This is a genomic window from Streptomyces sp. P9-A2, assembly GCF_036634175.1.
GTDB lineage: Bacteria > Actinomycetota > Actinomycetes > Streptomycetales > Streptomycetaceae > Streptomyces > Streptomyces pratens.
The window spans coordinates 1,937,928-1,960,651 of the sequence record NZ_JAZIFX010000001.1 but is presented as its reverse complement, the minus strand read 5'-3'; the positions used below and the strand labels follow the sequence as shown (position 1 = coordinate 1,960,651).

The following is a 22,724-nucleotide window of genomic DNA, read 5'->3' as shown; positions in this document are numbered from 1 at the left end:
GGGTACCGTGGGCGGTAGCGGGGCTCGACCGGAACTGAGGGATTCATGGGACTCACCATCGGCGTCGACATCGGCGGCACGAAGATCGCGGCCGGCGTGGTCGATGAGGAAGGCAACATCCTCTCGACCCACAAGGTGCCGACCCCGGACACGCCCGACGGCATCGTGGACGCCATCGCCTCCGCGGTGGAGGGCGCACGCGCGGGGAACGACATCGTCGGCGTGGGAATCGGTGCGGCCGGATACGTCAACCGCCAACGCTCGACGGTGTACTTCGCCCCCAACATCGACTGGCGTCAGGAGCCGCTGAAGCAGAAGGTCGAAGCCCGCGTGGATCTCCCGGTCGTCGTGGAGAACGACGCGAACGCGGCCGCCTGGGGCGAGTACAAGTTCGGCGCGGGCAAGGGGCACCGCAACGTCATCTGCATCACGCTCGGCACCGGCCTCGGCGGCGGCGTCATCATCGGCAACAAGCTGCGCCGGGGCCACTTCGGCGTGGCCGCCGAGTTCGGGCACATCCGGATGGTCCCGGACGGCCTGCTGTGCGGCTGCGGTTCGCAGGGCTGCTGGGAGCAGTACGCCTCCGGCCGCGCCCTCGTCCGGTACGCCACCCAGCGCGCCAACGCGACCCCGGAAAACGCGGAGACGCTGCTCGCCCTCGGCGACGGCACCCCTGAGGGCATCGAGGGCAAGCACGTCTCGATGGCCGCCCGGCAGGGCGACCCGGTGGCCGTCGACTCCTACCGCGAGCTGGCCCGCTGGGTCGGCGCCGGCCTCGCCGACCTGGCCTCCCTCTTCGACCCCTCCGCCTTCATCGTCGGCGGCGGCCTCTCCGACGAAGGGGAACTGCTCCTCGACCCGATCCGTAAGTCGTACAAGCGCTGGCTGGTGGGCGGCAACTGGCGCCCGGTCGCCGACGTCCGGGCCGCCGAGCTCGGCAACAAGGCCGGTCTGGTGGGCGCGGCGGACCTGGCCCGGGAACCCGACCCGGTGATGTGACCTCCGCACCCACATGCGCACGGCGGCGCCCGCCCGACCCTTCCGGGGACGGCGGGCGCCGCCGTGTTCGGGGAGGGCGAGCCCCGCGGTACTCATGTGTGGGTGCCCACGCACCTCCACCTTTCGCACGAGGTCGCACGAGATGCCGTGCCCCGCCCGTGGGCCGTCCTCGTGCCGGGATCACCCCTTGCGTGCCACCGCCACATAGGACCCGCTGAGGACGTTCTCCTGGCCAGGGACCGGCTCCCCCAGTTCCGGGTGCCAGTCCTCGGCCGCCACGATGCCCGGCTCCACGGGCTCCAGCCCCTCGAAGAAGCGGGCGAACCTTTCCCGGTTGCGCATGTCCATGGTGAGCCCACCCGCCTTGTACAGGTCGCTGACCTTCCGCGAGGCCTCCTCCGGGTGGAAGTCGGGGGTGAGGTGGGACATGATCAGGTAACTGCCCGGTGCCAGGGCCTCCTTGAGGCGTTCCACCAGCTCGTAGGCCCCGTCCTCGTCGCCGATGAAGTGCAGCAGCGCGATCAGGGAGAGCGCGACAGGCCGTCCGAAGTCCAGCGTTCCGCGGGCGTGCTCCAGGATGCCGGCGGTGTCGTGGGCGTCCGCCTGCACATAGTCGACGACCCCTTCGGGGGTGCCCCGGAGCAGTGCTCCGGCGTGGGCCAGCACGATCGGGTCGTTGTCGCAGTACATGACGCGCGTCTCGGGAGCGACCTCCTGGGCCACCTGGTGCAGGTTCGGCTCCGTCGGGATGCCGGTCCCGATGTCGAGGAACTGGCGCACTCCCCGGCCGGCCACCCAGCGGACGGCACGGTGCATGAAAGCCCGGTTCATCCGCGCCATGACCGGGATGACCGGCGCGAACCCCACCAGTTGCCGGCCCAGCTCCTCGTCCACCGGGTAGTTGTCCTTGCCGCCGAGGAACCAGTCGTACATCCGCGCGGGGTGTGGCCTGCTGGTGTCGATCCGTATGGGGGTGTCCATGCCCGCGTCCTGCTGATCCACCGTGATTCCCCTTGTCGCGCCCGGGAGTTGACCTTCGATCGTGGCCGTCACGATAACCGGGTCCGGGTCGGCTCGGCGCGCCGGGCAGCCCTCCCGGCACCCATCCCCCACGCCGGTCCCCCACGCCGGTCCCCCACGCCGGTTCTCCACGCCGGTTCTCCGTGCCGGGCCCCGTGCCGGTTCTCCGTGCCGGGCCCCGTGCCGGTTCTCCGTGCCGGGCCCCGTGCCGGTTCTCCGTATCGGTTCTCCGTGCCGGGCCTTCGCGGCCGGATCCGGAGCGTGCCCATGAGCGGCTCGTCGAACGGCTGACGATGTTCCCGGGCCCGGTTGCCGAGGCCCCCACCACGGGCACCGGCCCGTCCGCCGTGGTGTACTCCCGCGTCCCCCAGGTGACGGTCGACGAGCCGTGGCACGTGGGCCGGGCGGCCTCGGCCGGCGACGCGGCCCACGTCCGCACCCCGCACCTCGCGCGGGGCGCGGTCCACGCCCTCGCGAAGCCGTACCGGCGAACCCGGCCCCGTTCACCGGCCCCGTGCGCGACTCCCAGGAGAAGGACGGACAGCGGAGCGGTTCGTGGTCTCCTCGTTCGCGTGGCGCGATTTCCCCGGTGCGCGGGTCGCCGACCGGTTCATTCCGTGCCGATGCCGGCCCGCATGACGCCTTCGGCCGTGCGGTGCGGCGTATCTTGATCCGCATGGCGACGACTCCGCTGCTGCCGGACTCCCGCACCGAGCCGGACGGTTCGGCCGTGATCCGTGTCCTGAGCTACAACATCCGGTCGATGTACGACGACACGGATGCCCTCGCCCGGGTGATCACCGCGTGCGCCCCCGATCTGGTCCTGGTCCAGGAAGCACCGCGGTTCTTCCGCTGGCGCAAGAAACTGGCCCGGCTGGCCTCCGCCTCCGGGCTGGTGACCCTCTCCGGAGGTGCCACGGCCGCCGGTCCCGCGATCCTGTGCTCGCTGCGGACGACCGTCGAGCGCACCGAGGACGTGCTGCTGCCGCTCACCCCGGGACTGCACCGGCGCGGGTTCGCCACCGCCGTCGTACGGTTCGGCGGGGCCCGGCTGGGCGTGCTGAGCTGCCATCTGTCGTTGCAGAAGGACGAGCGGTACGCACAGGGCGGCATACTCCTGGACCGACTCGCCGGGATGGGCGTGGAGCACGCGGTCGCCGGCGGCGATCTGAACGAGCGGCCGGACGGCCGTACCTTCCGGCGGCTGGTGGGCGAGGGGCTGACGGACTGCCGGGCGGCTGCGCCCTGGGGCGGTGAGTACACCTCGACCCCCGTCGATCCGCACCAGCGCATCGACGCGCTCTTCACCACCAAGGGCGTCGAGGTCCTGGGCTGCGGGGTGCCGCACGGTCAGCCCGGCGTGACCGGGACCGACCTGCGGGCGGCCACGGATCACCTTCCGGTCCTGGCCGCCCTCAGAATCCCGGCCGCCTGATCCAGGGCGTCCTCAGACCACCGCGCCCCGGCCCGGGTCGTCGTCCTCGTCGTCCGTGCGCATGCGCATCACCAGCGTGGCGAAGCCGCCCAGAAAGCCGCCGATGCACAGGGTGGTCAGCAACCAGGTCATCTCCCAGCCGAGCAGTATCGCCAGCAGGAGCAGCACCGGACCGCCCAGGACCCCCAGCCACGCGAACTTGGACGTGACGTCGGTCTCGGGCAGCGGCGGGGGCTCCGGCGGCACGAAGTGGCCCTCGTCGCCGTCCTCGAAGTCGTTTTCCGACGGCTCGGACACGCTGTAGTCGCGCGGGCCGCCCACACCCGGTGCGAAGGCGACCGAACCACCCAGCGGCTTGACCGGCTTGTCCCCGGCCCGCGTCGGCGCCTCGGCCGGTGCCCCGTCGTCGGCGGCCTCGGTGCGCGTGTCGGTGTTGGTGTCGGACTCCAGCAGCGCCAGGTCCTCGACCGACTTGAACGGCTTGGCACCCGCCGGGTCCGGCGGCTCGTTCCCGTATCCGGCGACGATCGCCTCCCACGCGGCGTCCTCGTCGAAGGGCACGTCCTGGTCCTGATGTTCCGGGCCACTGCCGCCACTGCCGCCACGCCCCTGGCCCGCCCGTGCCTCGCGGGCCTCCTGGTCCTCACGCCCTTCGCGGTCCTCGCGGTCCGAGTCGTGCTCAGCCACCTGTGGTCGTCCCTTCCTTGCCGAGACCGGGCTCCTTGACGGCGCCGGGTGCGAGCCGCCCGATGAACGCGGTGCTCTCCTGGAAGATCCGCTCCGCGTCATGGTCCAACGTCGCCACGTGGTAGCTCTGTTCCAGCAGGACCTCCGTCACGTCGAGCGACGAGACGCGGCCGAGGATCCGGGCCGAGTCCGCGGGCGGCACCACATGGTCCTGCGGACTGCGCAGAAGCAGCAGCGGCTGGGTGACCTGGGGAAGCTCGCCGTCGAGCAGGCGCAGGAAGGTGCGCAGGGAGTGTGCCGCGTGCAGCGGCACCCGGTCGTAGCCCAGCTCCTCGACCGACGGCTTGGCGATGTCGCTCGCGATGCCCTTCGTCGCAGGGACGAGATGACGGAGCACCGGGAGGGCGTGTGCGGCCACACCGTGCACCCGGTTCGCCGGGTTGACGACCATGACACCGCTCACCGCGTCGCCGTGCCGCGCGGCCAGGCGCAGGGCCAGCGCGCCGCCCATGGACAGACCGGCCACGAACACGCGCGAACAGCGGTCCCGCAGCAGTCGCAGCTCACGGTCCACCTCCGCGTACCAGTCCTGCCAGCCGGTGGTCCGCAGGTCCTCCCAGCGGGTGCCGTGCCCCGGGAGCAGGGGCAGCGAGACGGTCAGGCCGTGCTCGGCGAAATGCTCCGCCCACGGGCGCAGCGACTGAGGCGAACCGGTGAAGCCGTGGCAGAGGAGGACAGCGGCCTCCCCGCCCTCGTGGCGATACGGCTCGGCTCCGGTCAGGAGCGGCACTTTCGGCCTCCCGGTCGTAAGAGTCGTCGGAGTCGTGGAAGTCGTCGGAGTCGTCGGAGCGTTGGAAGTCGTGGAAAGAGCCGAGGAAGCCGACGGGCTGCACACGGGTTGCAGGACCTTCACCGTACGCGACCGCACTGACACCGACCAGGGCCGTCGGAGCCATTGACGGGACTCCGGGTTAGGGTCTGAGCCACACGTAGAGGAAGGCACTCGGTTGTTGTACGGCGCGCTGAAGGTCACCGTCGGAGGGTCGCTGAAGCTTGCCTTCAGGCCCTGGGTGGAGGGCCTGGAGAACGTCCCTGCCGAGGGCCCCGCCATCCTGGCCAGTAATCACCTGTCGTTCTCCGACTCCTTCTTCCTGCCGGCCGTCCTCCACCGCAAGGTCACCTTCATAGCCAAGGCCGAGTACTTCACCACACCGGGGGTGAAGGGTCGGCTGACGGCCGCCTTCTTCAAGGGCGCCGGGCAGCTCCCGGTGGACCGTTCCGGCGCGCGCGGCGCCGGTGAGGCGGCGATCAGGAGCGGCATAGAGGTCCTCGAACGCGGTGAGCTGTTCGGCCTCTACCCCGAGGGCACCCGCTCGCCCGACGGCCGTCTCTACCGCGGCAAGCCGGGTGGCCTCGCACGGGTGGCGCTCGCCACCGGCGCGCCCGTGCTCCCGGTCGCCATGATCGACACCGAGAAGGTCCAGCCACCGGGGAAGGTCGTCCCGAAGCTGATCCGGCCGGGCATCCGCATCGGCAAGCCGCTGGAGTTCAGCCGCTACCAGGGCATGGAGCACGACCGTTTCGTGCTCCGCGCGGTGACCGACGAGGTCATGTACGAGATCATGAAGCTTTCCGGCCAGGAGTACGTCGACATGTACGCGACCGCCATGAAGCGGCAGCTCGCGGAGGCGGCGAAGGCCGAGAAGGACGCCGAGAAGGCGGCGAAGGCCGAGCTCGCCCGCGCCGAGAGGGCGGAGAGGGAAGCGGAGAGGGAAGCGGCGAAGGAACTTCAGAAGGAACTCCGGAGGGAAGCGGAGAAGGAAGCCCAGAGGGAACAAGCGGCCGAGCAGCGGCGGTCCGACCCCTAGGGCCTGCGGGCGGGGGGCCGGGGGCGAAGGTGGGGGAGACATGCCCAGGCGCGAGAGAGTCATGAGGATGTCGGTCGAGCAGCCGCTGTGGCGCGCGCTCACCGGTTACCGGGTCCTCACCATGGTGTACGCGGTCGGCCTGTTCGCCGCCGACTACGAGAGGTTCGAGCGTCCCTGGCTCGCCGTCGCCTACTTCACCCTGCTGGCCGTATGGACCCTGGCCACCCTGGCCCGGGTCGCGAACGCCGCCGCCTGCACCAGACGCTTCCTCGCCGCCGACCTGACCATCGCGCTCACCGGCATCCTGCTGACCCCCGTCGCCGACGCCCCGGAGCGGATCGCGGCCGGCGGCCCGACCATGCCGTCGATATGGACCGCGGGCGCGGTGCTCGCCTTCGCGATCAAGGGCGGCTGGCGCTGGGCCGCCCTCGCCTCCACACTGGTCGCCGTCGCCAACCTGATCGAGCGCGGAGGCCCCGCCCGCGACACCGTGCACAACGTGATCCTCGTCTGGGTCGCCGCCATCGCCATCGGCTACGTCGTCGAGGTCGCCCGAGTCTCCGAGCGCACCCTCGCCCGCGCCCTGGAGATCGAGGCCGCGACCAGGGAGCGGGAGCGGCTCGCGCGGGACATCCACGACGGCGTGCTCCAGGTGCTCGCGATGGTGCAGCGGCGCGGCGCGGCGATCGGCGGCGAGGCGGCCGAGCTGGGCCGGATGGCCGGAGACCAGGAGGTGGCACTGCGCACCCTGGTCTCCGGCGGCCTGGTCCCCCTCCCCAGAAGGGCGGAGGACACGGCCGGGGAAGCGGCGGACCTGCGCACCGCGGCCGGGACCGCCGACGCGGCCGGGGACGGCACAGGCGACGGCCCCGTCGACCTGCGTGCCCTGCTGGCCCCGTACGCCGGCACCCTCGTCGGCCTCGCCGAACCCGGGGCGCCGGTGCCGCTCGCGTCGGCCGCCGCGCGGGAGCTCACCGCCGCTGTCGGGGCCGCCCTGGACAACGTACGCACACACGCGGGGCCCGACGCGCGCGCCTGGATCCTGGTCGAGGACGAACCGGACGAGGTGATCGTCACCGTCCGCGACGACGGGCCCGGCATCCCCGAGGGCCGGCTCACCCAGGCCGAGGGCGAGGGGCGGCTCGGGGTGGCCCTGTCGATCCGGGGGCGGCTGCGCGACCTCGGCGGCAGCGCGGAGCTGATCTCGGTGCCCGGGCAGGGCACGGAGGTCGAGCTGAGGGTGCCCAAGCACCACAGCGACGAACAGGACGTACGGGGGAAGGCGGAGCGGCGATGACCGACACGACAGCCGGAGAGCCGGGCGGAGAGCCCGGGGGAGGGCCGGGCGGGAGCGGGCCGGGCCCGGTCAGAGTGATGGTGGTCGACGACCACCCCATGTGGCGCGACGCGGTCGCCCGGGACCTGTCCGAGTCCGGCTTCGAGGTGGTCGCCACCGCGGGCGACGGCGACCAGGCCGTGCGCCGCGCCAAGGCCGCCGCCCCCGACGTCCTCGTCCTCGACCTGAACCTGCCGGGCAAGCCCGGCGTCCAGGTCTGCAAGGAGGTCGTCGCCGCGAACCCGGCGCTGCGGGTGCTGGTGCTCTCGGCGAGCGGCGAGCACACCGACGTCCTGGAGGCGGTGAAGTCCGGTGCCACCGGCTATCTGCTGAAGTCCGCCTCCACCCAGGACCTGCAGGACGCGGTGCGCCGCACGGCCGCGGGCGACCCGGTGTTCACCCCGGGCCTGGCCGGACTGGTCCTCGGCGAGTACCGCAGGCTGGCCTCCGACCGGGCACCCGCCCCGGAGGGCGGCGCGTCCAAGGCACCCAGGCTGACCGACCGGGAGACCGAGGTACTGCGCCTGGTCGCCAAGGGCCTCAGCTACAAGCAGATCGCCGAACGGCTCGTCATCTCCCACCGCACGGTGCAGAACCACGTACAGAACACCCTCGGCAAGCTCCAGCTGCACAATCGCGTGGAACTCGTCCGCTACGCCATCGAACGTGGTCTGGACGACGAGTAGCACCGGTCGGTCGGTCGGTCGGTCGGCCGACCGGCCCGGTCCTCCGGGGAGTCGGCCCTCCCGGCCGAATCCGGGACCGGGACCGAAAGCGTGCCGCGCCTGCCCCGTTCGGCCCAGGTGCGTCCATCCGCTCCCGGCCCCGTATATTCGCGCATGCGGCAGCCGTCGCGCACGGCAGCCGCCGTGTACGCGGCCGTCGCGTGCGGAAGAGTTCCCGGCACGACCCTGGGAGGGGCCCTGTGGAGATCCTCGCGTTCGGTGTGCAGGCCGACGAGAAGCCCTTGATCGAGCGAGCCTTCCAGGGGCACCACGAGGTGCGCGGCCTGCATGTCTTCCTCAACGAGGACACCGCCCTCATCGCGGCGGGCCACGAGGTGATCTCCACCAGCGTCAACTGCGACCTCGGCGCCGGAGTCCTGGAGATCCTGGCGGCCGGCGGCACCCGGATGATCGCCCAGCGGTCCACCGGCTTCAACAACGTCGACCTGAAGACGGCCGAGCGGCTCGGCCTGACGGTCGCCCGGGTGTCGTACTACTCGCCCCACTCGGTCGCCGAGTTCGCCTGGGCCCTCGCCATGGCCGTCAACCGCCGTATCGTCCGGGCGTCGAACCGCACCCGCGACTTCGACTTCCGACTCGACGGGCTGATGGGCCGCGACATGCACGGCCGCACCGCCGGCGTCATCGGCACCGGCAAGATCGGCGAGGCGTTCGCCCGGATCGCGCACGGCTTCGGCATGCGGCTGCTCGGCTGGGACGTCGCCGAGAACCCCGCCTGCCGGGACCTCGGCATGACCTACGTACCCAAGGAGCAGCTGCTCGCGGAGTCCGACCTGGTCAGCCTGCACGTCCCGCTGCTGCCGGAGACCCTCCACCTGATCGACGGGGCCGCCCTGCGGACGATGCGGGACGACGCGATCCTGGTGAACTCCAGCCGCGGCGGACTCGTCGACACCGCGGCCCTCGTCGCCGAACTGCGCGCGGGCCGCTTCACCGGCGTCGGGCTGGACGTGTACGAGGCGGAGGCGGGCCTGTTCTTCCTCGACAAGTCCCTGGAGGCCATCGAGGACGACACCCTGGCCCGCCTCGTCACCTTCCCGAACGTGCTGGTCACCTCCCACCAGGCGTACTACACCGTGGACGCCGTCGGCCAGATCATCGACACCACGGTGGCCAACGTCCTCGACTACACCGAGGGCCGCCGCTCGGAGAACGTCCTGGTCCCGCGCAGCTGACCGACCAGCTCGGCGACGATCGCCGCGCCGTTCAGGGTGAGCACCGACTCGGGGTGGAACTGCAGCGCCGCGAAGCCGGGCCCGCGCAGCGCGTGCACCTCGCCGTCCGCCGCGCGGCTCACCTCGATGCCGCGCGCCGCCAGCTCCGCCGCCGCCTCGTCGTCGCAGCGCGCGACGAAGCTGTTGTAGAAGCCGACCGTCTCCGGCCGCCCGAACAGGTCGATCTCGGTCTGCGCCCCCTGGTACGGCACCTCCTTGCGGACGGTCCCCAGCCCCAGCTCGGCCGCGATCAGCTCGTGGCCGAGGCAGACACCGAGGACGCCGTGGCGCCGGTCCGCCCCGAGCACCTCGGCGGTCAGACCGCGCAGGAACCGCATCCTCGGGTCCTGTGTGTCGGACGGGTCACCGGGGCCGGGGCCCAGCACGACCGGGCCGTCGTGCCCGAGCACCGTCTCCCGCAGCCCGGGTTCGTCGTACCGCCGGACGGTGACCGTGAGTCCCGACGCGCGCAGCACATGCGCGAGCATCGCCGTGAACGTGTCCTCCCCGTCGACGACCAGCGCATGACCGTCCAGCGCATGACCGTCCAGTGCATGGCTGTCCAGCGTGTGACCGTCCAGGGCCCGATCGTCCGGTGCCGGGCCGGCCGGGCCGTCCGACGGCCGCTGCTCCCGCATCCGCAGCCAGAACGGGGCCAGCGAGGCCCGCCGTCCGTCCAGTGCCGCCCGCACCCGGGGGTCGTCCGCCAGCCGCGGCCGTACGGACTCCTCACGCGGCCGCCCGGGGCGCACCCCCAGAGCGGCCAGCACCCCGGCAGCCTTCGCGTGGGTCTCGGCGACCTCGCCCGCCGGGTCGGAGCCCCGCACCAGGGTGGCGCCGACCGGCACCCGCAGCCGCCCGGCCGCGTCGATGTCGGCGGTGCGGATGAGGATGGGGGAGTCGAGGGTCTGGGCCCCGCCCGCGGACCGGCCGAGCAGCGCCAGCGCCCCCGCGTAGTAGCCGCGCCCGGCGCCGTCCCGCCCGAGGGGCTCGTACCGCTCGATCACCCGGCAGGCGTTCTGCACCGGCGACCCCGTGACGGTCGCGGCGAACATGGTCTCCTTCAGCACCTCCCGCACATCCAGCGAGGACCGGCCGCGCAGCTCGTACTCGGTGTGCGCGAGGTGCGCCATCTCCTTCAGCCGGGGCCCGATCACGACCCCGCCCATGTCACCGACGGTGCACATCATCTTGAGTTCCTCGTCGACGACCATCGACAGCTCCTCGATCTCCTTGCCGTCGGCGAGGAACTCCAGCAGATCCTCGGGGGTCGGCCCGCCGGCCGGGTAGCGGTAGGTGCCGCTGATCGGGTTCATCACGACCGTCCCGCCGGACGCCCGCACATGTACCTCGGGGCTCGCCCCGACCAGCGTCCGCCCTCCCGCCTCCTGCCCGGTGTGCACCACGAACGTCCAGTACGCGCCCCGCTCGCCCGCCAGCAGCCGCCGGAACAGCGCCAGCGCGTCGGCCCGCCCGAATCCGGGGATCTCCCCCTCGTACGTCCGCCGGATCACGAAGTTGGCGCCCTCACCCCGCCCGATCTCCTCGCGCAGCACCCGCCCGACGATCCCGGCGTACTCCTCGTCGTCGACGTCGAAGCCGCCGTCCTGAACCCGCACGTCATGCGTGGGCAACTGCTCCAGGGCCTCGGCGAGCGGGATCTCGTGGCGCTCCTCGGGGGTCAGCACCAGCAACGGGGTGCCGTCGTCGCGCACGTCGAAACCGCGCTCCCGGATCTGCCGGAAGGGGATGAGCGCCAGCCCTTCGTCGGGAAGGTCGGCCAGGCGCTCACGGGGGGTGACGGGGCCGAGCAGCAGCTCCACCACGGCGTCGTCGTGGCCGGGCGTGCGGCGGCGCAGCAGGGCGAACGGGCGGGGATCGTCCAGCAGGCCGAGCAGGCCCGTGGGCTGCTTCATCGGCTGCTTCGTCGGTTGGTCCGTGGGCCGGTTCGTCGGCTGCTTCGTCGGTCGGTTCATCGGTCGTGGTCCCTCGGTGTGTGGGAGGGCCGACCCGCACGCGCCGCGCGGTCCGCGAACGCCGAAGGCCGCCCCTCGGGCGGCCTTCGCGAAGTCTTGCGTACGCGCTACAAGGTCAGTGGGCCGCCGGAGAAGCGGGCCACCACCAGTTCGGGGTGGAAGGGTTCTGAGCCGAACCGTTCCGGGGCGAAAGCGCGGACATGGGACGCACCCTAGCGCATGGCCCGCGAGCGCATGCCCCACGCCCGGCCCCGGTGCGTCCGTCGTCCGGTCACGGAGCGCGTTCTCCGTCTCACTTGCTGGGCATCGCCCGGAAGGCACCATCCCACCCCGTAATGTTGAGGCGTGACCGTGAACGCTAAGACCAGCCCGAGCGCTGGCAACACCTGGCGAGACCTGCCCGCGGCGCAGCAGCCCGAGTACCCCGACACCGAGGCTCTGCGCGCAGTGATCGCGGACCTCGAGTCGTATCCGCCACTCGTCTTCGCGGGCGAGTGCGACCAGCTGCGCGCCCGGATGGCGGCCGTCGCCAAGGGAGAGGCGTTCCTTCTCCAGGGCGGCGACTGCGCGGAGTCCTTCGACGCGGTGTCCGCCGACCACATCAGGGCCAAGCTCAAGACGTTGCTCCAGATGGGTGCCGTACTGACGTACGCCGCGTCCGTGCCCGTGGTGAAGGTGGGCCGGATCGCCGGCCAGTACTCCAAGCCGCGCTCCAAGTCGACCGAGACCCGCGACGGCGTGACCCTGCCCACCTACCGGGGCGACTCCGTCAACGGCTTCGACTTCACCGAGGCGGCCCGCATCCCGGACCCCGAGCGGCTGAAGCGGATGTACCACGCCTCCGCCTCCACTCTGAACCTGGTGCGCGCCTTCACCACCGGCGGCTACGCCGACCTGCGCCAGGTGCACGCCTGGAACCAGGACTTCGTGAAGTCGTCCCCGTCGGGCCAGCGCTACGAGCAGCTCGCCCGCGAGATCGACCAGGCGCTGAACTTCATGCAGGCCTGCGGGGCCGAGCCGGAGGAGTTCAAGACCGTCGAGTTCTTCTCCTCGCACGAGGCGCTGCTGATGGACTACGAGTCGGCGCTGACCCGCGTCGACTCGCGCACCGGACAGCTGTACGACGTCTCCGCGCACATGGTGTGGGTCGGTGAGCGCACCCGGCAGTTGGACCACGCGCACATCGAGTTCGCCTCGCGGATCCGCAACCCCATCGGCGTCAAGCTCGGCCCGACGACGACGGTCGAGGAGGCGCTGCAGTACATCGAGCGTCTCGACCCGGACCGCGAGCCCGGCCGGCTGACCTTCATCGTCCGCATGGGCGCGGACAAGATCCGCGACAAGCTGCCCGAGCTGGTCGAGAAGGTCACCGCCTCCGGCGCCACCGTCGCCTGGGTGACCGACCCGATGCACGGCAACACCTTCGAGGCGGCCTCCGGCCACAAGACCCGCCGCTTCGACGACGTGCTGGACGAGGTGAAGGGCTTCTTCGAGGTCCACAAGGAGCTCGGCACCCACCCCGGCGGTATCCACGTGGAGCTCACCGGCGACGACGTCACCGAGTGCGTGGGCGGTGGCGACGAGATCTTCGTCGACGATCTGCACCAGCGCTACGAGACGGCCTGCGACCCGCGGCTCAACCGTAGCCAGTCGCTGGACCTGGCGTTCCTCGTCGCCGAGATGTACCGGGACCAGTAGGCGCCGAAAGCGGCGGGTGGCCGGTACCGGACCAGTAGGCGCCGGTATCGGCCACCCGCCGCTCACCTACCGGAACGGCGAGGGGTGGGGCGCGGATCACATGAAATCCGCACCCACCCCACTTTTATGCCCTCCGGGCGACGGGTAAGGTTAGGTTTGCCTCACCGATCAGGAGTCGGGGCGGCACGACCCACGCTACGTCGGGAGGTGAACCGCGTGTTCGTCTGCAGCTGCTTCGGAGTGACCGAGGAACAGGTGAAGAGTCACGCGGATGCCGGGGCCTGCACTCCCCGGCAGATCGCCTCCGCCTGCAAGGCCGGCACCGACTGCGGCGGCTGCGTGCGACGCATCCAGGCGCTGCTCGGCCGGGGGGCCTGCCCCCGACGCCAGCTGGCCGACCAGGGCCGGCCGCCCCTCGCGACGGAGCTCCCCGAAGCCGCGTAAGCCCTGTAGGTCCAGGGTCTGTCCGGCGGATCATGCCGGAGATACGGGGGCCGGCACGCCCTCCCTCAAGCTTTTCGAGCAAGGGGACCCTCATCGCGTCGACGCCCTCCTCCGCCTTGCGTCTGAACGCTCCCCCACGTTCGAACACGCTCGCGCGGAAGGGGCCCTCATCGCCCTCGCTCGGCCCAGCCGGACAGACGCCGCCGGTCACCTCCGACTCGATCCGCCGGACAGACCCTAGTAGGCCGAGGGCGTGCCCTTCCCCGAGGAGTCCGGCTGGGACTGCTCGATCACCGTCGACAGGTACAGTGCCTCGCCCAGCTTCTCGATGAGTTCCAGCTGGGTGTCCAGGTAGTCGATGTGCTGCTCCTCGTCGGCGAGGATCGCCTCGAAGATGTTGGCGGACGTGATGTCGTTCTTGTGGCGCATGACCTCCACGCCCCGGCGCAGCCGGTCGATGGCCTCGACCTCGACCTCCCGGTCGGCCTGGAACATCTCCGTCACCGTCTGCCCGACCCGCACATGGAAGAGCCGCTGGTAGTTGGGCAGGCCGTCGAGCAGCAGGATGCGGTCGGTGAGCACCTCCGCATGCCGCATCTCGTCGAAGGACTCGGCGCGCGTGTGCTCGGCGAGCCTGGTCCAGCCCTTGTGGTCCTGCAGTTTCGAGTGCAGGAAGTACTGGTTGATCGCGGTCAGCTCGGCGGTCAGCTGCTCGTTGAGGAATTCGATGACCTCGGGGTCGCCCTGCATCGCGGGGGCTCCTTCCGTACGGATGAACGGTCCAGGTGCGCCGCATGATTCCACCGGTGGAGAAGATCGTCCAGTAAGTACTGACTTAGTAAGTAAGGCTATGCTTACTGCGCTTTGGGGTGTATTGCGCGATTTCGTGTGACCCCGGTCCGATGCGTTACGCCGGGTCTGTCAGGATGGAAGCATGGGTCAGCCGGCGGAACGCGAATCGGGGGAGCGCACAGCGGAGGAAGGGGCACGGTTCGAGCTCCCGCCGGGACAGCGACTGCAGAAGGGCTGGCCGGTCACGCACTACGGTCCGGTGCCCAGGTTCCGGCCCGAGCGCTGGGAGTTCAGGGTGTTCGGCGCCACCGCCGACGGTGACAAGCGCTGCTGGAACCACGAGGAGTTCACGGCCCTGCCGTACCGCAGCGTCGTGGCCGACCTGCACTGTGTCACCAAGTTCAGCATGCTCGGCGCCGAATGGGGCGGCATTCCGGTCCGTACCCTCCTGGAACTCGCCCCACCGGCGTCCGACGTCACCCATGTGATGGTCTGGGCCGAGTACGGATTCAGCTCCAACCTGCGCCTGGCGGACTTCGCGTCCGAGCGGACCCTCTTCGCCACCCACAAGGACGGCGAGCTGCTGACCGCCGAGCACGGGTTCCCGCTCCGTCTGATCGTCCCCCATCTGTACGCCTGGAAGGGGCCCAAATGGGTTCGCGGGGTGGAGTACATGACCACCGACCGCCGCGGTTTCTGGGAGGAGCGCGGCTACCACAACGTCGGCGACCCCTGGAAGGAACAGCGCTACTCGTACCAGGAGGAGCCCGGGGAGGGCCCCGAGCTCTGAGCCGGTCCGGTGTGCGTCCTCCCGGGACCGCGGACGACTACGACGACTCCCGGAGCTTCTTCAGCCGCTCCACGTCCGCCGCATGGCCCTCCTTGCCGCCGGGTGTCTCGATGATCAGCGGGACGCCCTCGGTCGCGGGGTGCGCCATCAACGCGCGGAACGGGTCCTCGCCGATATGGCCGGCACCAATGTTCGCGTGACGGTCCTTGTGTGCGCCGACCACATCCATGGAGTCATTGGCGTGGATCAGTTTCAGCCGTCCCTCGCCGACCGTGTCCACCAGTAGATCCAGGGTTCGACGCATCCCGCTCGGCCCGGTCAGATCGTGGCCGGCCGCGAAGACATGGCAGGTGTCCAGGCAGACGCCCAGTTTCGGATGGGCGTCCAGCGCCTCGAAGTACGGCCCGAAGTCCCAGGTCCGCGAGCAGAGGGAGGAACCCTGGCCGGCCGTCGACTCGAGGAGCAGGAACGGGTCGTCGTCATGGGTGAGCTCGTCGAGCAGCGGAAGCAGATACTCCCGTACCTGTGCCAGCGCCACCGGCCGCTCCCGTCCGCCCGTCGCGCTGCCGGTGTGGACCACCACGCCCAGCGCCCCGATCTCGCGCCCGCGCCGCAGCGAGTGCCGCAGCGACTCGACGGACCGCTCGACGGTCGCCCGGGTGTGGGACCCGAAGTTGATCAGATACGGGGCGTGCACGTACGCCGGGATCGACTCGGCCGCGCACTCCTCGCGGAAGGCCGCGTCCTGCTTCGGGTTGCCGGTCGGCGTCGCCCAGCCGCGCGGGTTGGCGACGAAGACCTGAACGGCTTCCGCGCGCAGCTCACGGGCGTAGGACAGACCGACGGAATGCAGACCGCCGGCCACGGGGACATGGCCGCCGACCGGATTGCGGGCAGGGCCGGACAGGTGACTCTTCACCCGTCCAGGGTGTCATGCCGCCGCCCGGCGGCCGCCGCCGGACCAGCGCAACGGCAGCTCGCGGGGCCGGCAGCTCGGCGGGCCGGTGGTTCAGCGGGTCGGCAGCTCGGCGGGCCGGTGGTTCACCGGGTCGGTGGCTCAGCGGATCTTGAGGGTGATCGTCGAGCCCTTGGGCGCGGTGCCCCCGCCCTTCACGGACTGTCCCCTGACGGTGTCGCCGAACAGGCCGAGCAGCCCGCGGTCCTCCTCGACCCGGAACCCGGCCGCCTCCAGCGTCTCCGTGGCCTCGTCCACGCTGTTGCCGACCACGTCGGGAACCTCGATCATCTCGGGTCCCTTGGACAGCGTCAGCGTCACGGTGTCCCCCTCGACGGCCTCACCGCCCGCCTCCGGGCTCTGCCGGGCCACCCGGCCCGCGTCGTGCTCGGAGGTGACCCGCTCGGTGGCGACCTCCACCTCGAGGCCGGCCTCCTCCAGCGCGGCGCGCGCGTCCGCCGCCTCATCGCCGGTCACGTCGGGGATGTCCACCGGGTTGCCCTTGCTCACGGTGAGTGCCACCGCCGAGCCCGCACGGACCTCGGTACCCCCGGCCGGCCCGGTGGAGATCACGGAACCCTTGGCCACGTCCTCGCTGAACTCCCGGGTGACCATGCCCGGCTCCAGGCCCGCCTTCTTCAGCGCGGACCGCGCCCTGTCCAGCGCGACGCCGTCCACATCGGGCACCTTCACGGTCTGTGGCCCCTTGGAGAGGGTCAGCGAGACCGAGTCGGTGCCGCGGATACGGGCGCCCGCTGCCGGGTCCGTACGGATCACCGTGCCCCGCCTCACGGAGTCGCTGTACGCCTCCTCGACCCGGCCGACGTCCAGCCCGGCCTCCGCCAGCCGGTCCCGGGCCTCCTGCTCGGTCTTCGCCAGCAGCGGCGGGACCTTGGTGAACTGGCCCGAGTTGATGTACCAGACGCCCGCTCCGGCCCCGAGGACCAGCAGCACCACGACGACGATCGTCATCGGGCCGCGCAGCAGCGCCGGAGCGCGCAGCCCCGGGCCGCGCCGGGGCGGCAGCGGCGCCGGGGTCCGGAGCCGGCTGGTGCGGTGGTAGGAGTCCGCACCGCCGCCGCGCCCCTGCTGTTCGTCGTCCTCGTTCACGGGCAGCGGGCGGGATGGGGGTCCCCCCGCGCGAGCGAAGCCGAGCGTGGGGGAGGTCAGCGCGCGCGGGATGACGCTCGTACGGTCGTCCGCGTTGTGGTGCTCCGACGACAGCGCCTGGGGCGGGACCGCGTCCAGCTGCGCCGTGTCGAGGCCGCCGCGGGCCACGCGGACCTGGGCGAACAGCGCCACCGCGTCGTGCGGACGGATCTCCGGGTTGCGCGCGGTCGCCGACGCGACCAGCTCGTCCAGCGCGTACGCCATACCGGGGACGACGGCCGACGGCGGCGGTACGTCGTCGTGCAGATGCTTGTAGAGCACGATCGCGGGTGAGTCGCCCTCGTGCGGCCGCTCACCGGTCAGCATCTCGTAGAGCAGGATGCCGCACGCGTAGACGTCCACGCGAGGGTCGGCGGTACCGCTCTCGATCTGCTCCGGTGCCAGGTACGAGACCGTGCCCAGCACGGTGCCGGTGGTGTTCGTCACCGTGCCCACGCCCCGGACCAGGCCGAAGTCGGCGACCTTGACCCGGCCGTCGTCCCCGATCAGGACGTTCTCCGGCTTCATGTCCCGGTGCACGAAACCGGCCCGGTGCGCGGCACCGAGCGCGGCCAGCATCGGCTCCAGGATGTCCAGCGCGGCACGCGGCTGCAGCGCCCCGCGCTCGCGCAGCACGTCCCGCAGGGTGCAGCCGGCGATGTACTCCATCGCCAGATACACGTACCCCCGGTCGGTGCCCTGGTCGAAGACCTGCACCACGTTCGGATGGTCCAGACGGGCCACCGACTTCGCCTCGCGGATGAACCGGTCGACGAAGGAACCGTCGGCGGCGAGCGCCGGGTGCATCACCTTGAGCGCGAGCACGCGGTCGAGGCGGGTGTCCACGGCCCGGTAGACCGTGGCCATCCCGCCGACCGCGATACGCGCTTCGACGCGATACCGACCGTCGAGCACCTGCCCGACCAGAGGGTCCTGAAGGGTCGTGTCCACGCAGGGAGTCTACGAGCAGCCGCCGACACCTCCGACCGCTTCGTCGCGGATCGGTCCGCGACTGCAGCCGACCTGTGACGCAACCCACGCACACAGGCCGGGGCGGGTGCGGTTCCGGCTCCGGAACGCGTCCCAGCCTTCCGTACCCTCGTGCGGGTGCGGGTGCGGGTGCGGGTGCGGGTGCGGGTGCGGGTGCGGGTGCGGGTGCGGACCGGGGCCGCGCTCCGTGCTCCGTGGCGGGTCCGGTTCCGGCGCGGCGACGCGTTCCGACGCGGGCCCGGCCCGGTATGGGGGTCAGGCTCCGGCGCGAGTGCGTCCCGGCTCCGGAACGCGTCCCGAAGCGAATTCGGATTCGGCCTGGAACGCGTCCCGACGCGGGCCCGGGTTCCGGTTCAGGGGCGTGGTGGGACGGGATGAGGTGGGACGGGATGAGGTGGGAGGTGGTCCGGGCCATGGCACGGCAGCCGCGATGGCGGTGCGCCCCACGGGAAGCTCCCGCCTCCCGCCCGGCCGGAGACGGGCGGTGCACGGGTGGGAGCAACCCGGTGACGACGGTCCCCTCAGAACGCGGGCCGCTCCGGATCCAGCGCGGCGAGGCCCTCCGCAGGAGACGACGCCTCGGCGAAGTGCCGCCGCGGAATCCGTCCCGCCCGCCTGGCCAGCCGCCCCGCCTCGACCGCACCGCGCATGGCGGCGGCCATCAGTACCGGCTCCTGCGCCCGCGTCACCGCCGAGGCGAGCATCACCCCCGCGCATCCCAGTTCCATCGCCAGCGCCGCGTCCGACGCCGTACCGGCGCCCGCGTCCAGAATCACCGGCACGCGCGCGTGCTGCGTGATCAGCTCGAAGTTGTGCGGGTTGCGGATGCCGAGCCCCGACCCGATCGGCGAACCGAGCGGCATGATCGCCGCACAGCCGGCGTCCTCCAGTTTCCGCGCCAGCACCGGGTCGTCATTGGTGTACGGCAGCACCGTGAACCCGTCGTCGACCAGGGTCTCCGCCGCCTCCAGCAGCTCGATCGGGTCCGGCAGCAGGGTGCGCTCGTCGGCGATGACCTCCAGCTTGACCAGATCGGTGCCGAGCGCCTCCCGCGCGAGGCGCGCGGTGAGCACCGCCTCGCCGGCGGTGTAGCAGCCCGCCGTGTTCGGCAGCACCCGGATGCCCAGCTTGTCCAGCACCGACAGGACCGAGCCGTGCACCGAGGGGTCCACCCGCCGCATCGCGACTGTCGTCAGCTCCGTACCGGACGCCACCAGCGCCCGCTCCAGCACCTCGAGGCCGGCCGCCCCACCGGTCCCCATGATCAGCCGGGACGTGAAGGACATACCGCCGAGAACGAACGGATCGTCGGCCATGGTCAGCCTCCCTGGACGGCGGTCAGGACTTCCACCCGGTCCCCCTCGGAGAGGGACGTGAGCGGCCACCGCGCGCGCGGGACGACGGTTTCGTTGAGGGCGGCGGCCACCCCGGAGGGAGCCGGGGTCAGGGTGGCGATCAGCGCGTCGAGCGCCGTACCGGAAGCCACCTCGCGCGGTTCCCCGTTGACGGAGACGGAGACGGAGACGGAGGCGGAGACGGAGACGGTGGGGCCGGTCGTGACATTCGCCGGATCGTTCATGCGGACTGCTCCGTGAGTGCGGCGGCGGCGAACCGCCGGGGTGTGAAGGGACGGGCCTCGGCCGGGAGTTCACCGGTGGTCAGGGCCTCGGCCAGGACGTCGCCGGTGACCGGCGTGAGCAGCACGCCGTTGCGGTGGTGCCCGGTCGCGAGGACCAGCCCCGCCAGCGCGGACGGGCCGAGCAGCGGCGCGTTGTCGGGGGAACCGGGGCGCAGCCCGGCCCGGGTCTCGGTGAGCGGAAGTTCGGTGATCCCGGGGACGATTTCGTGGGCGTCGCGCAGCAGTTCGTACACCCCGCCCGCGGTGACGGTCGTGTCCCAGCCCTGTTCCTCGCTGGTCGCCCCGATCACCAGCTCCCCGTTCTCGCGCGGCACCAGGTACACATGGCTGCCGCGCACCACCGCGCGTACCGTCCGGCTCAGGAACGGGCCGAACCGGTCCGGCATCGTGAGCCGGACCACCTGTCCCTTCACCGGACGTACCGGAGGCAGCACATCCGCCGGGATCCCCGCGAGCCGTCCGCTGAGGCTGCCCCCGGCGAGCACCACCTGCCCGGCGCTCAGCGCGGTGCCTTCGGCGGTGACCACACCCGTGGCCCGCTCCCCGGCGACGGTGAGCCGCTCGGCCCACGCGCGGTGCAACACCACTCCCGCCCGCTCGCAGGCGGTCACCAGCGCGGCCGCCAGGCGCCGGGGGTCGATCTGGTGGTCGCCGTCCACCCGCAGCCCGCCGCGCACACCCGGTGCGAGCATCGGCTCCAGGCGTCGGCACTCCCGCCCGGACAGCCACTGCGCGTCGAGCCCCGACCGCTGCTGCAGGACGTGCAGTTCGCGCAGATGGGCACGGTCGTCGGCGTCCAGCGCGACCGCGAGGGTGCCGCAGCGGCGGTAACCGAGGTCGTGGCCGGTGGCCTCGGTGAGCTCGGCCGCGAAGCCGGGGTAGCGGCGCGCGGAGGCGAGGTTCAGACCGAGCAGGGTCTGCTCGCCGTAGTGCAGTTCCGTGACGGCGGCCAGCATCCCGGCGGCCACCCGGGCGGCGCCGGCGCCCGGCTCGGGGTCCAGCACGGTCGTGGCCAGCCCGCGCTGCGCGGCCCGCCAGGCCGTGACCAGGCCGATGATCCCGCCCCCGACGACGAGGACGTCCGGAGAACGCCCCGGAGCGCGTGGGGAGCCCGAGGTGTGTGTGGGCGACATGGGCGTCCAGCCCCTCCCTTCGCCGGCATGACCCGGATCAGGTTCATACGGTCGGAGGCCGCCAGCCTCCCTCTCAGCCCGGTGCGTCCGGGCTCCCGCGAGTGCTTTACGGTGGCCAGCCTAGCCCCGGAACAATGCCGGAACAACGAACTCACAGGGAGCCCTCACATGGCCGGTTCGCTCGACGGCCTGGTTCTCTCCCCGGTCGCCGACCAGGCACCGGGGCAGGTCGGCACCCGCACCCGGTTCGTCTACCACGAGCGGGACGGCCGGATCTGGGCCGAGTACGCGGGCGGTGACGTCGTGCGCGGACACCTGGTGGGCACCCGGGAGGGGGACCGGCTGGACTTCCGGTACGTGCAGCTCAAGCACGACGGCACCACCTCCTCGGGCCACTGCGAGTCGACGGTCGTGGAACTGCCCGACGGGCGGGTGCGGCTGGAGGAGACCTGGGAGTGGGAGTCGCAGCCGGGCAGCGGCACCAGCGTGGTGGAGCAGCTCACGGCCCTCTAGGACCTGTCCGGTCACGGGGCGGGTGTCTATGGTGATCAGGTGAGCGAGCAGACGCAGGAACGGGGACCGTCCGGGCCGCGGCGCGTGGTGGTGACGGGGGCCGGAATGGCCGGCGTACAGACAGCCGTCGCCCTCCGGGAGCAGGGTTTCACCGGCACCGTGACACTGATCGGCGCCGAACCCCACCAGCCGTACGACCGGCCGCCCCTGTCCAAGGCGGTGCTGCTGGGCACGGCGGAGAACTCCGCCTTCGACGTCGACTTCGAGACGCTCGGCATCGAACTGCGGCTCGGCTGCCAGGTGTTCGGGCTGCGCCCCGCCGACCACGAGCTGGACACGGAGGCCGGGCCGGTCCCCTACGACGTCCTGGTCGTCGCGACCGGCGCCGAACCGGTCCGGCTGCCGGGCGCGGAAGGGGTCCCGGGCGTCCATCTGCTGCGCACCCTGGACGACGTCGAACGGCTGCGGCCGGTGCTCGCGCGCCGGCAGGACGTCGTGGTCGTCGGTGCCGGCTGGATCGGCGCGGAGTTCGCCACGGCCGCGCGCGAGGCGGGCTGCGCGGTCACCGTCGTGGAGGCCGCCGACCGGCCCCTGGCCGAGGCGCTGCCCGCCGAGGTGGCCGCCCCGATGACCGCCTGGTACGACGACGCGGGAGTGGTGCTGCGGACGCACGCGCGCGTGGAGCGCGTCGAGCCCGGCGCGGTGGTGCTCGACGACGGCTCGCGACTGCCCGCGGGCGCCGTCGTCGTCGGTATCGGTGCCCGCCCCGCCACCGCCTGGCTGGCCGGCTCGGGGATCGAACTCGGCGAGCACGGCGAGGTGGTCACCGACGCCCGTCTGACGACCTCCGTGCCGGACGTGTACGCGGTGGGCGACTGCGCGTCCTTCCCCTCGAAGCGGTACGGCGAACGCCTGCTGGTGCACCACTGGGACAATGCCCTCCAGGGCCCGCGCACGGTCGCGGCGAACATCATCGGGGCGGCCACCGGTGCGTCCCCGGCGGTGTACGACCCGGTGCCGTACTTCTGGTCCGAGCAGTTCGGACGCTTCGTCCAGTACGCCGGGCACCACGCGGACGCCGACCGGACGGTGTGGCGGGGGGAGGCCGACGGCCCGGCGTGGACGGTCTGCTGGCTCCGTGCGTCCCGGCTGGTCGCGCTGCTGGCGGTGGGCCGCCCCCGCGACCTGGCCCAGGGGCGCCGGCTGATCGAGGCGGGCACGGTGATGGACGAGACGCTGCTGGCCGACCCGGCGCGACCCCTGAAGTCGGCAAAGGTGTGAGTATCCGGGCGTCCGGGTTGAACGTCCGCCCGGGTGGAGGGGTCCGACTTCCGGCTGTC

The 22,724-nt window shown here is 72.0% G+C and carries 21 protein-coding genes, 1 pseudogene and 1 riboswitch; of the genes and pseudogenes, 12 read left to right on the top strand and 10 right to left on the bottom strand.

Annotated elements, in window-relative coordinates; all coding sequences use genetic code 11:
• The first annotated feature begins 45 nt into the window (after window positions 1–45).
• Window positions 46–999, top strand: a complete 954-nt coding sequence (locus tag V4Y04_RS08880) for an ROK family glucokinase (protein WP_332426831.1) — start codon at window positions 46–48, stop codon at window positions 997–999.
• Between the two features lie 180 nt (window positions 1,000–1,179).
• Here the strand turns inward: V4Y04_RS08880 and V4Y04_RS08875 are convergent, their stop codons facing one another.
• Window positions 1,180–1,980 (bottom strand): SAM-dependent methyltransferase, encoded by an 801-nt coding sequence (locus V4Y04_RS08875; RefSeq protein ID WP_332426830.1) that lies wholly within the window; start codon window positions 1,978–1,980, stop codon window positions 1,180–1,182.
• 284 nt (window positions 1,981–2,264) lie between these two features.
• Between V4Y04_RS08875 and V4Y04_RS37700 the strand changes: the two are divergent.
• Window positions 2,265–2,690: pseudogene (locus V4Y04_RS37700) on the top strand (hypothetical protein); the annotation flags it as partial.
• A 5-nt stretch (window positions 2,691–2,695) separates the two neighbouring features.
• A complete protein-coding gene (locus V4Y04_RS08865; RefSeq protein WP_332426829.1) occupies window positions 2,696–3,454 on the top strand; it encodes an endonuclease/exonuclease/phosphatase family protein in 759 nt (252 codons plus the stop codon).
• A gap of 12 nt (window positions 3,455–3,466) precedes the next feature.
• On the opposite strand, the gene V4Y04_RS08860 is transcribed toward V4Y04_RS08865, so the two are convergent.
• A complete protein-coding gene (locus V4Y04_RS08860; protein WP_332426828.1) occupies window positions 3,467–4,141 on the bottom strand; it encodes a hypothetical protein in 675 nt (224 codons plus the stop codon).
• Window positions 4,134–4,931 carry an alpha/beta hydrolase gene (locus V4Y04_RS08855; protein ID WP_332426827.1) on the bottom strand — a complete coding sequence of 266 codons (798 nt, stop codon included), beginning with the start codon at window positions 4,929–4,931 and terminating at the stop codon, window positions 4,134–4,136. The genes V4Y04_RS08860 and V4Y04_RS08855 overlap by 8 nt, the downstream gene beginning before the upstream one ends.
• 232 nt (window positions 4,932–5,163) lie before the next feature.
• Between V4Y04_RS08855 and V4Y04_RS08850 the strand changes: the two genes are divergently transcribed.
• From V4Y04_RS08850 to V4Y04_RS08835, 4 genes are all read left to right on the top strand, one after another.
• Window positions 5,164–6,009: a lysophospholipid acyltransferase family protein gene (locus V4Y04_RS08850; protein WP_332432763.1), complete on the top strand. Its 846-nt coding sequence runs from the start codon at window positions 5,164–5,166 to the stop codon at window positions 6,007–6,009.
• A gap of 40 nt (window positions 6,010–6,049) precedes the next feature.
• On the top strand, window positions 6,050–7,306 hold the full coding sequence (macS, locus tag V4Y04_RS08845; RefSeq protein WP_332426826.1) for a MacS family sensor histidine kinase: 1,257 nt from the start codon (window positions 6,050–6,052) through the stop codon (window positions 7,304–7,306).
• A complete protein-coding gene (locus tag V4Y04_RS08840; RefSeq protein WP_443079979.1) occupies window positions 7,303–8,031 on the top strand; it encodes a response regulator in 729 nt (242 codons plus the stop codon). Before macS ends, V4Y04_RS08840 begins: the two co-directional genes overlap by 4 nt.
• Window positions 8,032–8,270: 239 nt before the next feature.
• Window positions 8,271–9,266, top strand: coding sequence for a 2-hydroxyacid dehydrogenase (locus V4Y04_RS08835; RefSeq protein WP_332426825.1), 996 nt, complete (start codon window positions 8,271–8,273; stop codon window positions 9,264–9,266).
• On the opposite strand, the gene V4Y04_RS08830 is transcribed toward V4Y04_RS08835, so the two are convergent.
• Window positions 9,218–11,221 (bottom strand): anthranilate synthase family protein, encoded by a 2,004-nt coding sequence (locus tag V4Y04_RS08830; RefSeq protein ID WP_443080168.1) that lies wholly within the window; start codon window positions 11,219–11,221, stop codon window positions 9,218–9,220. The two genes, V4Y04_RS08835 and V4Y04_RS08830, sit on opposite strands and share 49 nt — an antisense overlap.
• Before the next feature lie 405 nt (window positions 11,222–11,626).
• Between V4Y04_RS08830 and V4Y04_RS08825 the strand changes: the two genes are divergently transcribed.
• Both V4Y04_RS08825 and V4Y04_RS08820 read left to right on the top strand, forming a co-directional pair.
• Window positions 11,627–12,979 carry a class II 3-deoxy-7-phosphoheptulonate synthase gene (locus V4Y04_RS08825; RefSeq protein WP_332426823.1) on the top strand — a complete coding sequence of 451 codons (1,353 nt, stop codon included), beginning with the start codon at window positions 11,627–11,629 and terminating at the stop codon, window positions 12,977–12,979.
• Window positions 12,980–13,186: 207 nt separating this feature from the next.
• Window positions 13,187–13,423, top strand: coding sequence for a (2Fe-2S)-binding protein (locus V4Y04_RS08820; protein ID WP_332426822.1), 237 nt, complete (start codon window positions 13,187–13,189; stop codon window positions 13,421–13,423).
• A 237-nt stretch (window positions 13,424–13,660) separates the two neighbouring features.
• Here V4Y04_RS08820 and bfr read toward each other — a convergent pair whose 3' ends face one another.
• On the bottom strand, window positions 13,661–14,173 hold the full coding sequence (bfr, locus tag V4Y04_RS08815; RefSeq protein WP_332426821.1) for a bacterioferritin: 513 nt from the start codon (window positions 14,171–14,173) through the stop codon (window positions 13,661–13,663).
• Window positions 14,174–14,357: 184 nt separating this feature from the next.
• Here bfr and V4Y04_RS08810 point away from each other — a divergent pair, with 184 nt between their 5' ends.
• Window positions 14,358–15,005 carry a sulfite oxidase-like oxidoreductase gene (locus V4Y04_RS08810; RefSeq protein ID WP_332426820.1) on the top strand — a complete coding sequence of 216 codons (648 nt, stop codon included), beginning with the start codon at window positions 14,358–14,360 and terminating at the stop codon, window positions 15,003–15,005.
• Between the two features lie 37 nt (window positions 15,006–15,042).
• On the opposite strand, the gene V4Y04_RS08805 is transcribed toward V4Y04_RS08810, so the two are convergent.
• The 5 genes from V4Y04_RS08805 to thiO form a co-directional block, all read right to left on the bottom strand.
• A complete protein-coding gene (locus V4Y04_RS08805) occupies window positions 15,043–15,924 on the bottom strand; it encodes a deoxyribonuclease IV (protein WP_332426819.1) in 882 nt (293 codons plus the stop codon).
• 138 nt (window positions 15,925–16,062) lie between these two features.
• Window positions 16,063–18,060 carry a Stk1 family PASTA domain-containing Ser/Thr kinase gene (pknB, locus tag V4Y04_RS08800; RefSeq protein ID WP_332426818.1) on the bottom strand — a complete coding sequence of 666 codons (1,998 nt, stop codon included), beginning with the start codon at window positions 18,058–18,060 and terminating at the stop codon, window positions 16,063–16,065.
• Between the two features lie 560 nt (window positions 18,061–18,620).
• A complete protein-coding gene (locus V4Y04_RS08795) occupies window positions 18,621–19,415 on the bottom strand; it encodes a thiazole synthase (protein ID WP_332426816.1) in 795 nt (264 codons plus the stop codon).
• A gap of 2 nt (window positions 19,416–19,417) precedes the next feature.
• Window positions 19,418–19,678: a sulfur carrier protein ThiS gene (gene thiS, locus V4Y04_RS08790; RefSeq protein ID WP_332426815.1), complete on the bottom strand. Its 261-nt coding sequence runs from the start codon at window positions 19,676–19,678 to the stop codon at window positions 19,418–19,420.
• Window positions 19,675–20,871, bottom strand: a complete 1,197-nt coding sequence (gene thiO / locus V4Y04_RS08785; RefSeq protein WP_332426814.1) for a glycine oxidase ThiO — start codon at window positions 20,869–20,871, stop codon at window positions 19,675–19,677. The genes thiS and thiO overlap by 4 nt, the downstream gene beginning before the upstream one ends.
• A riboswitch (TPP riboswitch) is annotated at window positions 20,869–20,980 on the bottom strand. (Overlaps the previous gene by 3 nt.)
• A 59-nt stretch (window positions 20,981–21,039) precedes the next feature.
• Here thiO and V4Y04_RS08780 point away from each other — a divergent pair.
• Together V4Y04_RS08780 and V4Y04_RS08775 are read left to right on the top strand one after the other, a co-directional pair.
• On the top strand, window positions 21,040–21,384 hold the full coding sequence (locus V4Y04_RS08780) for a hypothetical protein (protein WP_332426813.1): 345 nt from the start codon (window positions 21,040–21,042) through the stop codon (window positions 21,382–21,384).
• A 39-nt stretch (window positions 21,385–21,423) separates the two neighbouring features.
• Window positions 21,424–22,665, top strand: a complete 1,242-nt coding sequence (locus V4Y04_RS08775; RefSeq protein WP_332426812.1) for an NAD(P)/FAD-dependent oxidoreductase — start codon at window positions 21,424–21,426, stop codon at window positions 22,663–22,665.
• Window positions 22,666–22,724 lie beyond the last annotated feature (59 nt).

Bases quoted from the DNA above. Each gene is read 5' to 3' on its own strand.
- V4Y04_RS08810 (WP_332426820.1), top strand. From the start codon at position 14,358: ATGGGTCAGCCGGCGGAACGCGAATCGGGGGAGCGCACAGCGGAGGAA.
- thiS (WP_332426815.1), bottom strand. From the start codon at position 19,678: ATGAACGATCCGGCGAATGTCACGACCGGCCCCACCGTCTCCGTCTCC.
- V4Y04_RS08875 (WP_332426830.1), bottom strand. From the start codon at position 1,980: ATGGACACCCCCATACGGATCGACACCAGCAGGCCACACCCCGCGCGG.
- V4Y04_RS08780 (WP_332426813.1), top strand. From the start codon at position 21,040: ATGGCCGGTTCGCTCGACGGCCTGGTTCTCTCCCCGGTCGCCGACCAG.
- macS (WP_332426826.1), top strand. From the start codon at position 6,050: ATGCCCAGGCGCGAGAGAGTCATGAGGATGTCGGTCGAGCAGCCGCTG.
- bfr (WP_332426821.1), bottom strand. From the start codon at position 14,173: ATGCAGGGCGACCCCGAGGTCATCGAATTCCTCAACGAGCAGCTGACC.
- V4Y04_RS08795 (WP_332426816.1), bottom strand. From the start codon at position 19,415: ATGGCCGACGATCCGTTCGTTCTCGGCGGTATGTCCTTCACGTCCCGG.
- V4Y04_RS08840 (WP_443079979.1), top strand. From the start codon at position 7,303: ATGACCGACACGACAGCCGGAGAGCCGGGCGGAGAGCCCGGGGGAGGG.
- thiO (WP_332426814.1), bottom strand. From the start codon at position 20,871: ATGTCGCCCACACACACCTCGGGCTCCCCACGCGCTCCGGGGCGTTCT.
- V4Y04_RS08880 (WP_332426831.1), top strand. From the start codon at position 46: ATGGGACTCACCATCGGCGTCGACATCGGCGGCACGAAGATCGCGGCC.
- V4Y04_RS08865 (WP_332426829.1), top strand. From the start codon at position 2,696: ATGGCGACGACTCCGCTGCTGCCGGACTCCCGCACCGAGCCGGACGGT.
- V4Y04_RS08830 (WP_443080168.1), bottom strand. From the start codon at position 11,221: ATGAAGCAGCCCACGGGCCTGCTCGGCCTGCTGGACGATCCCCGCCCG.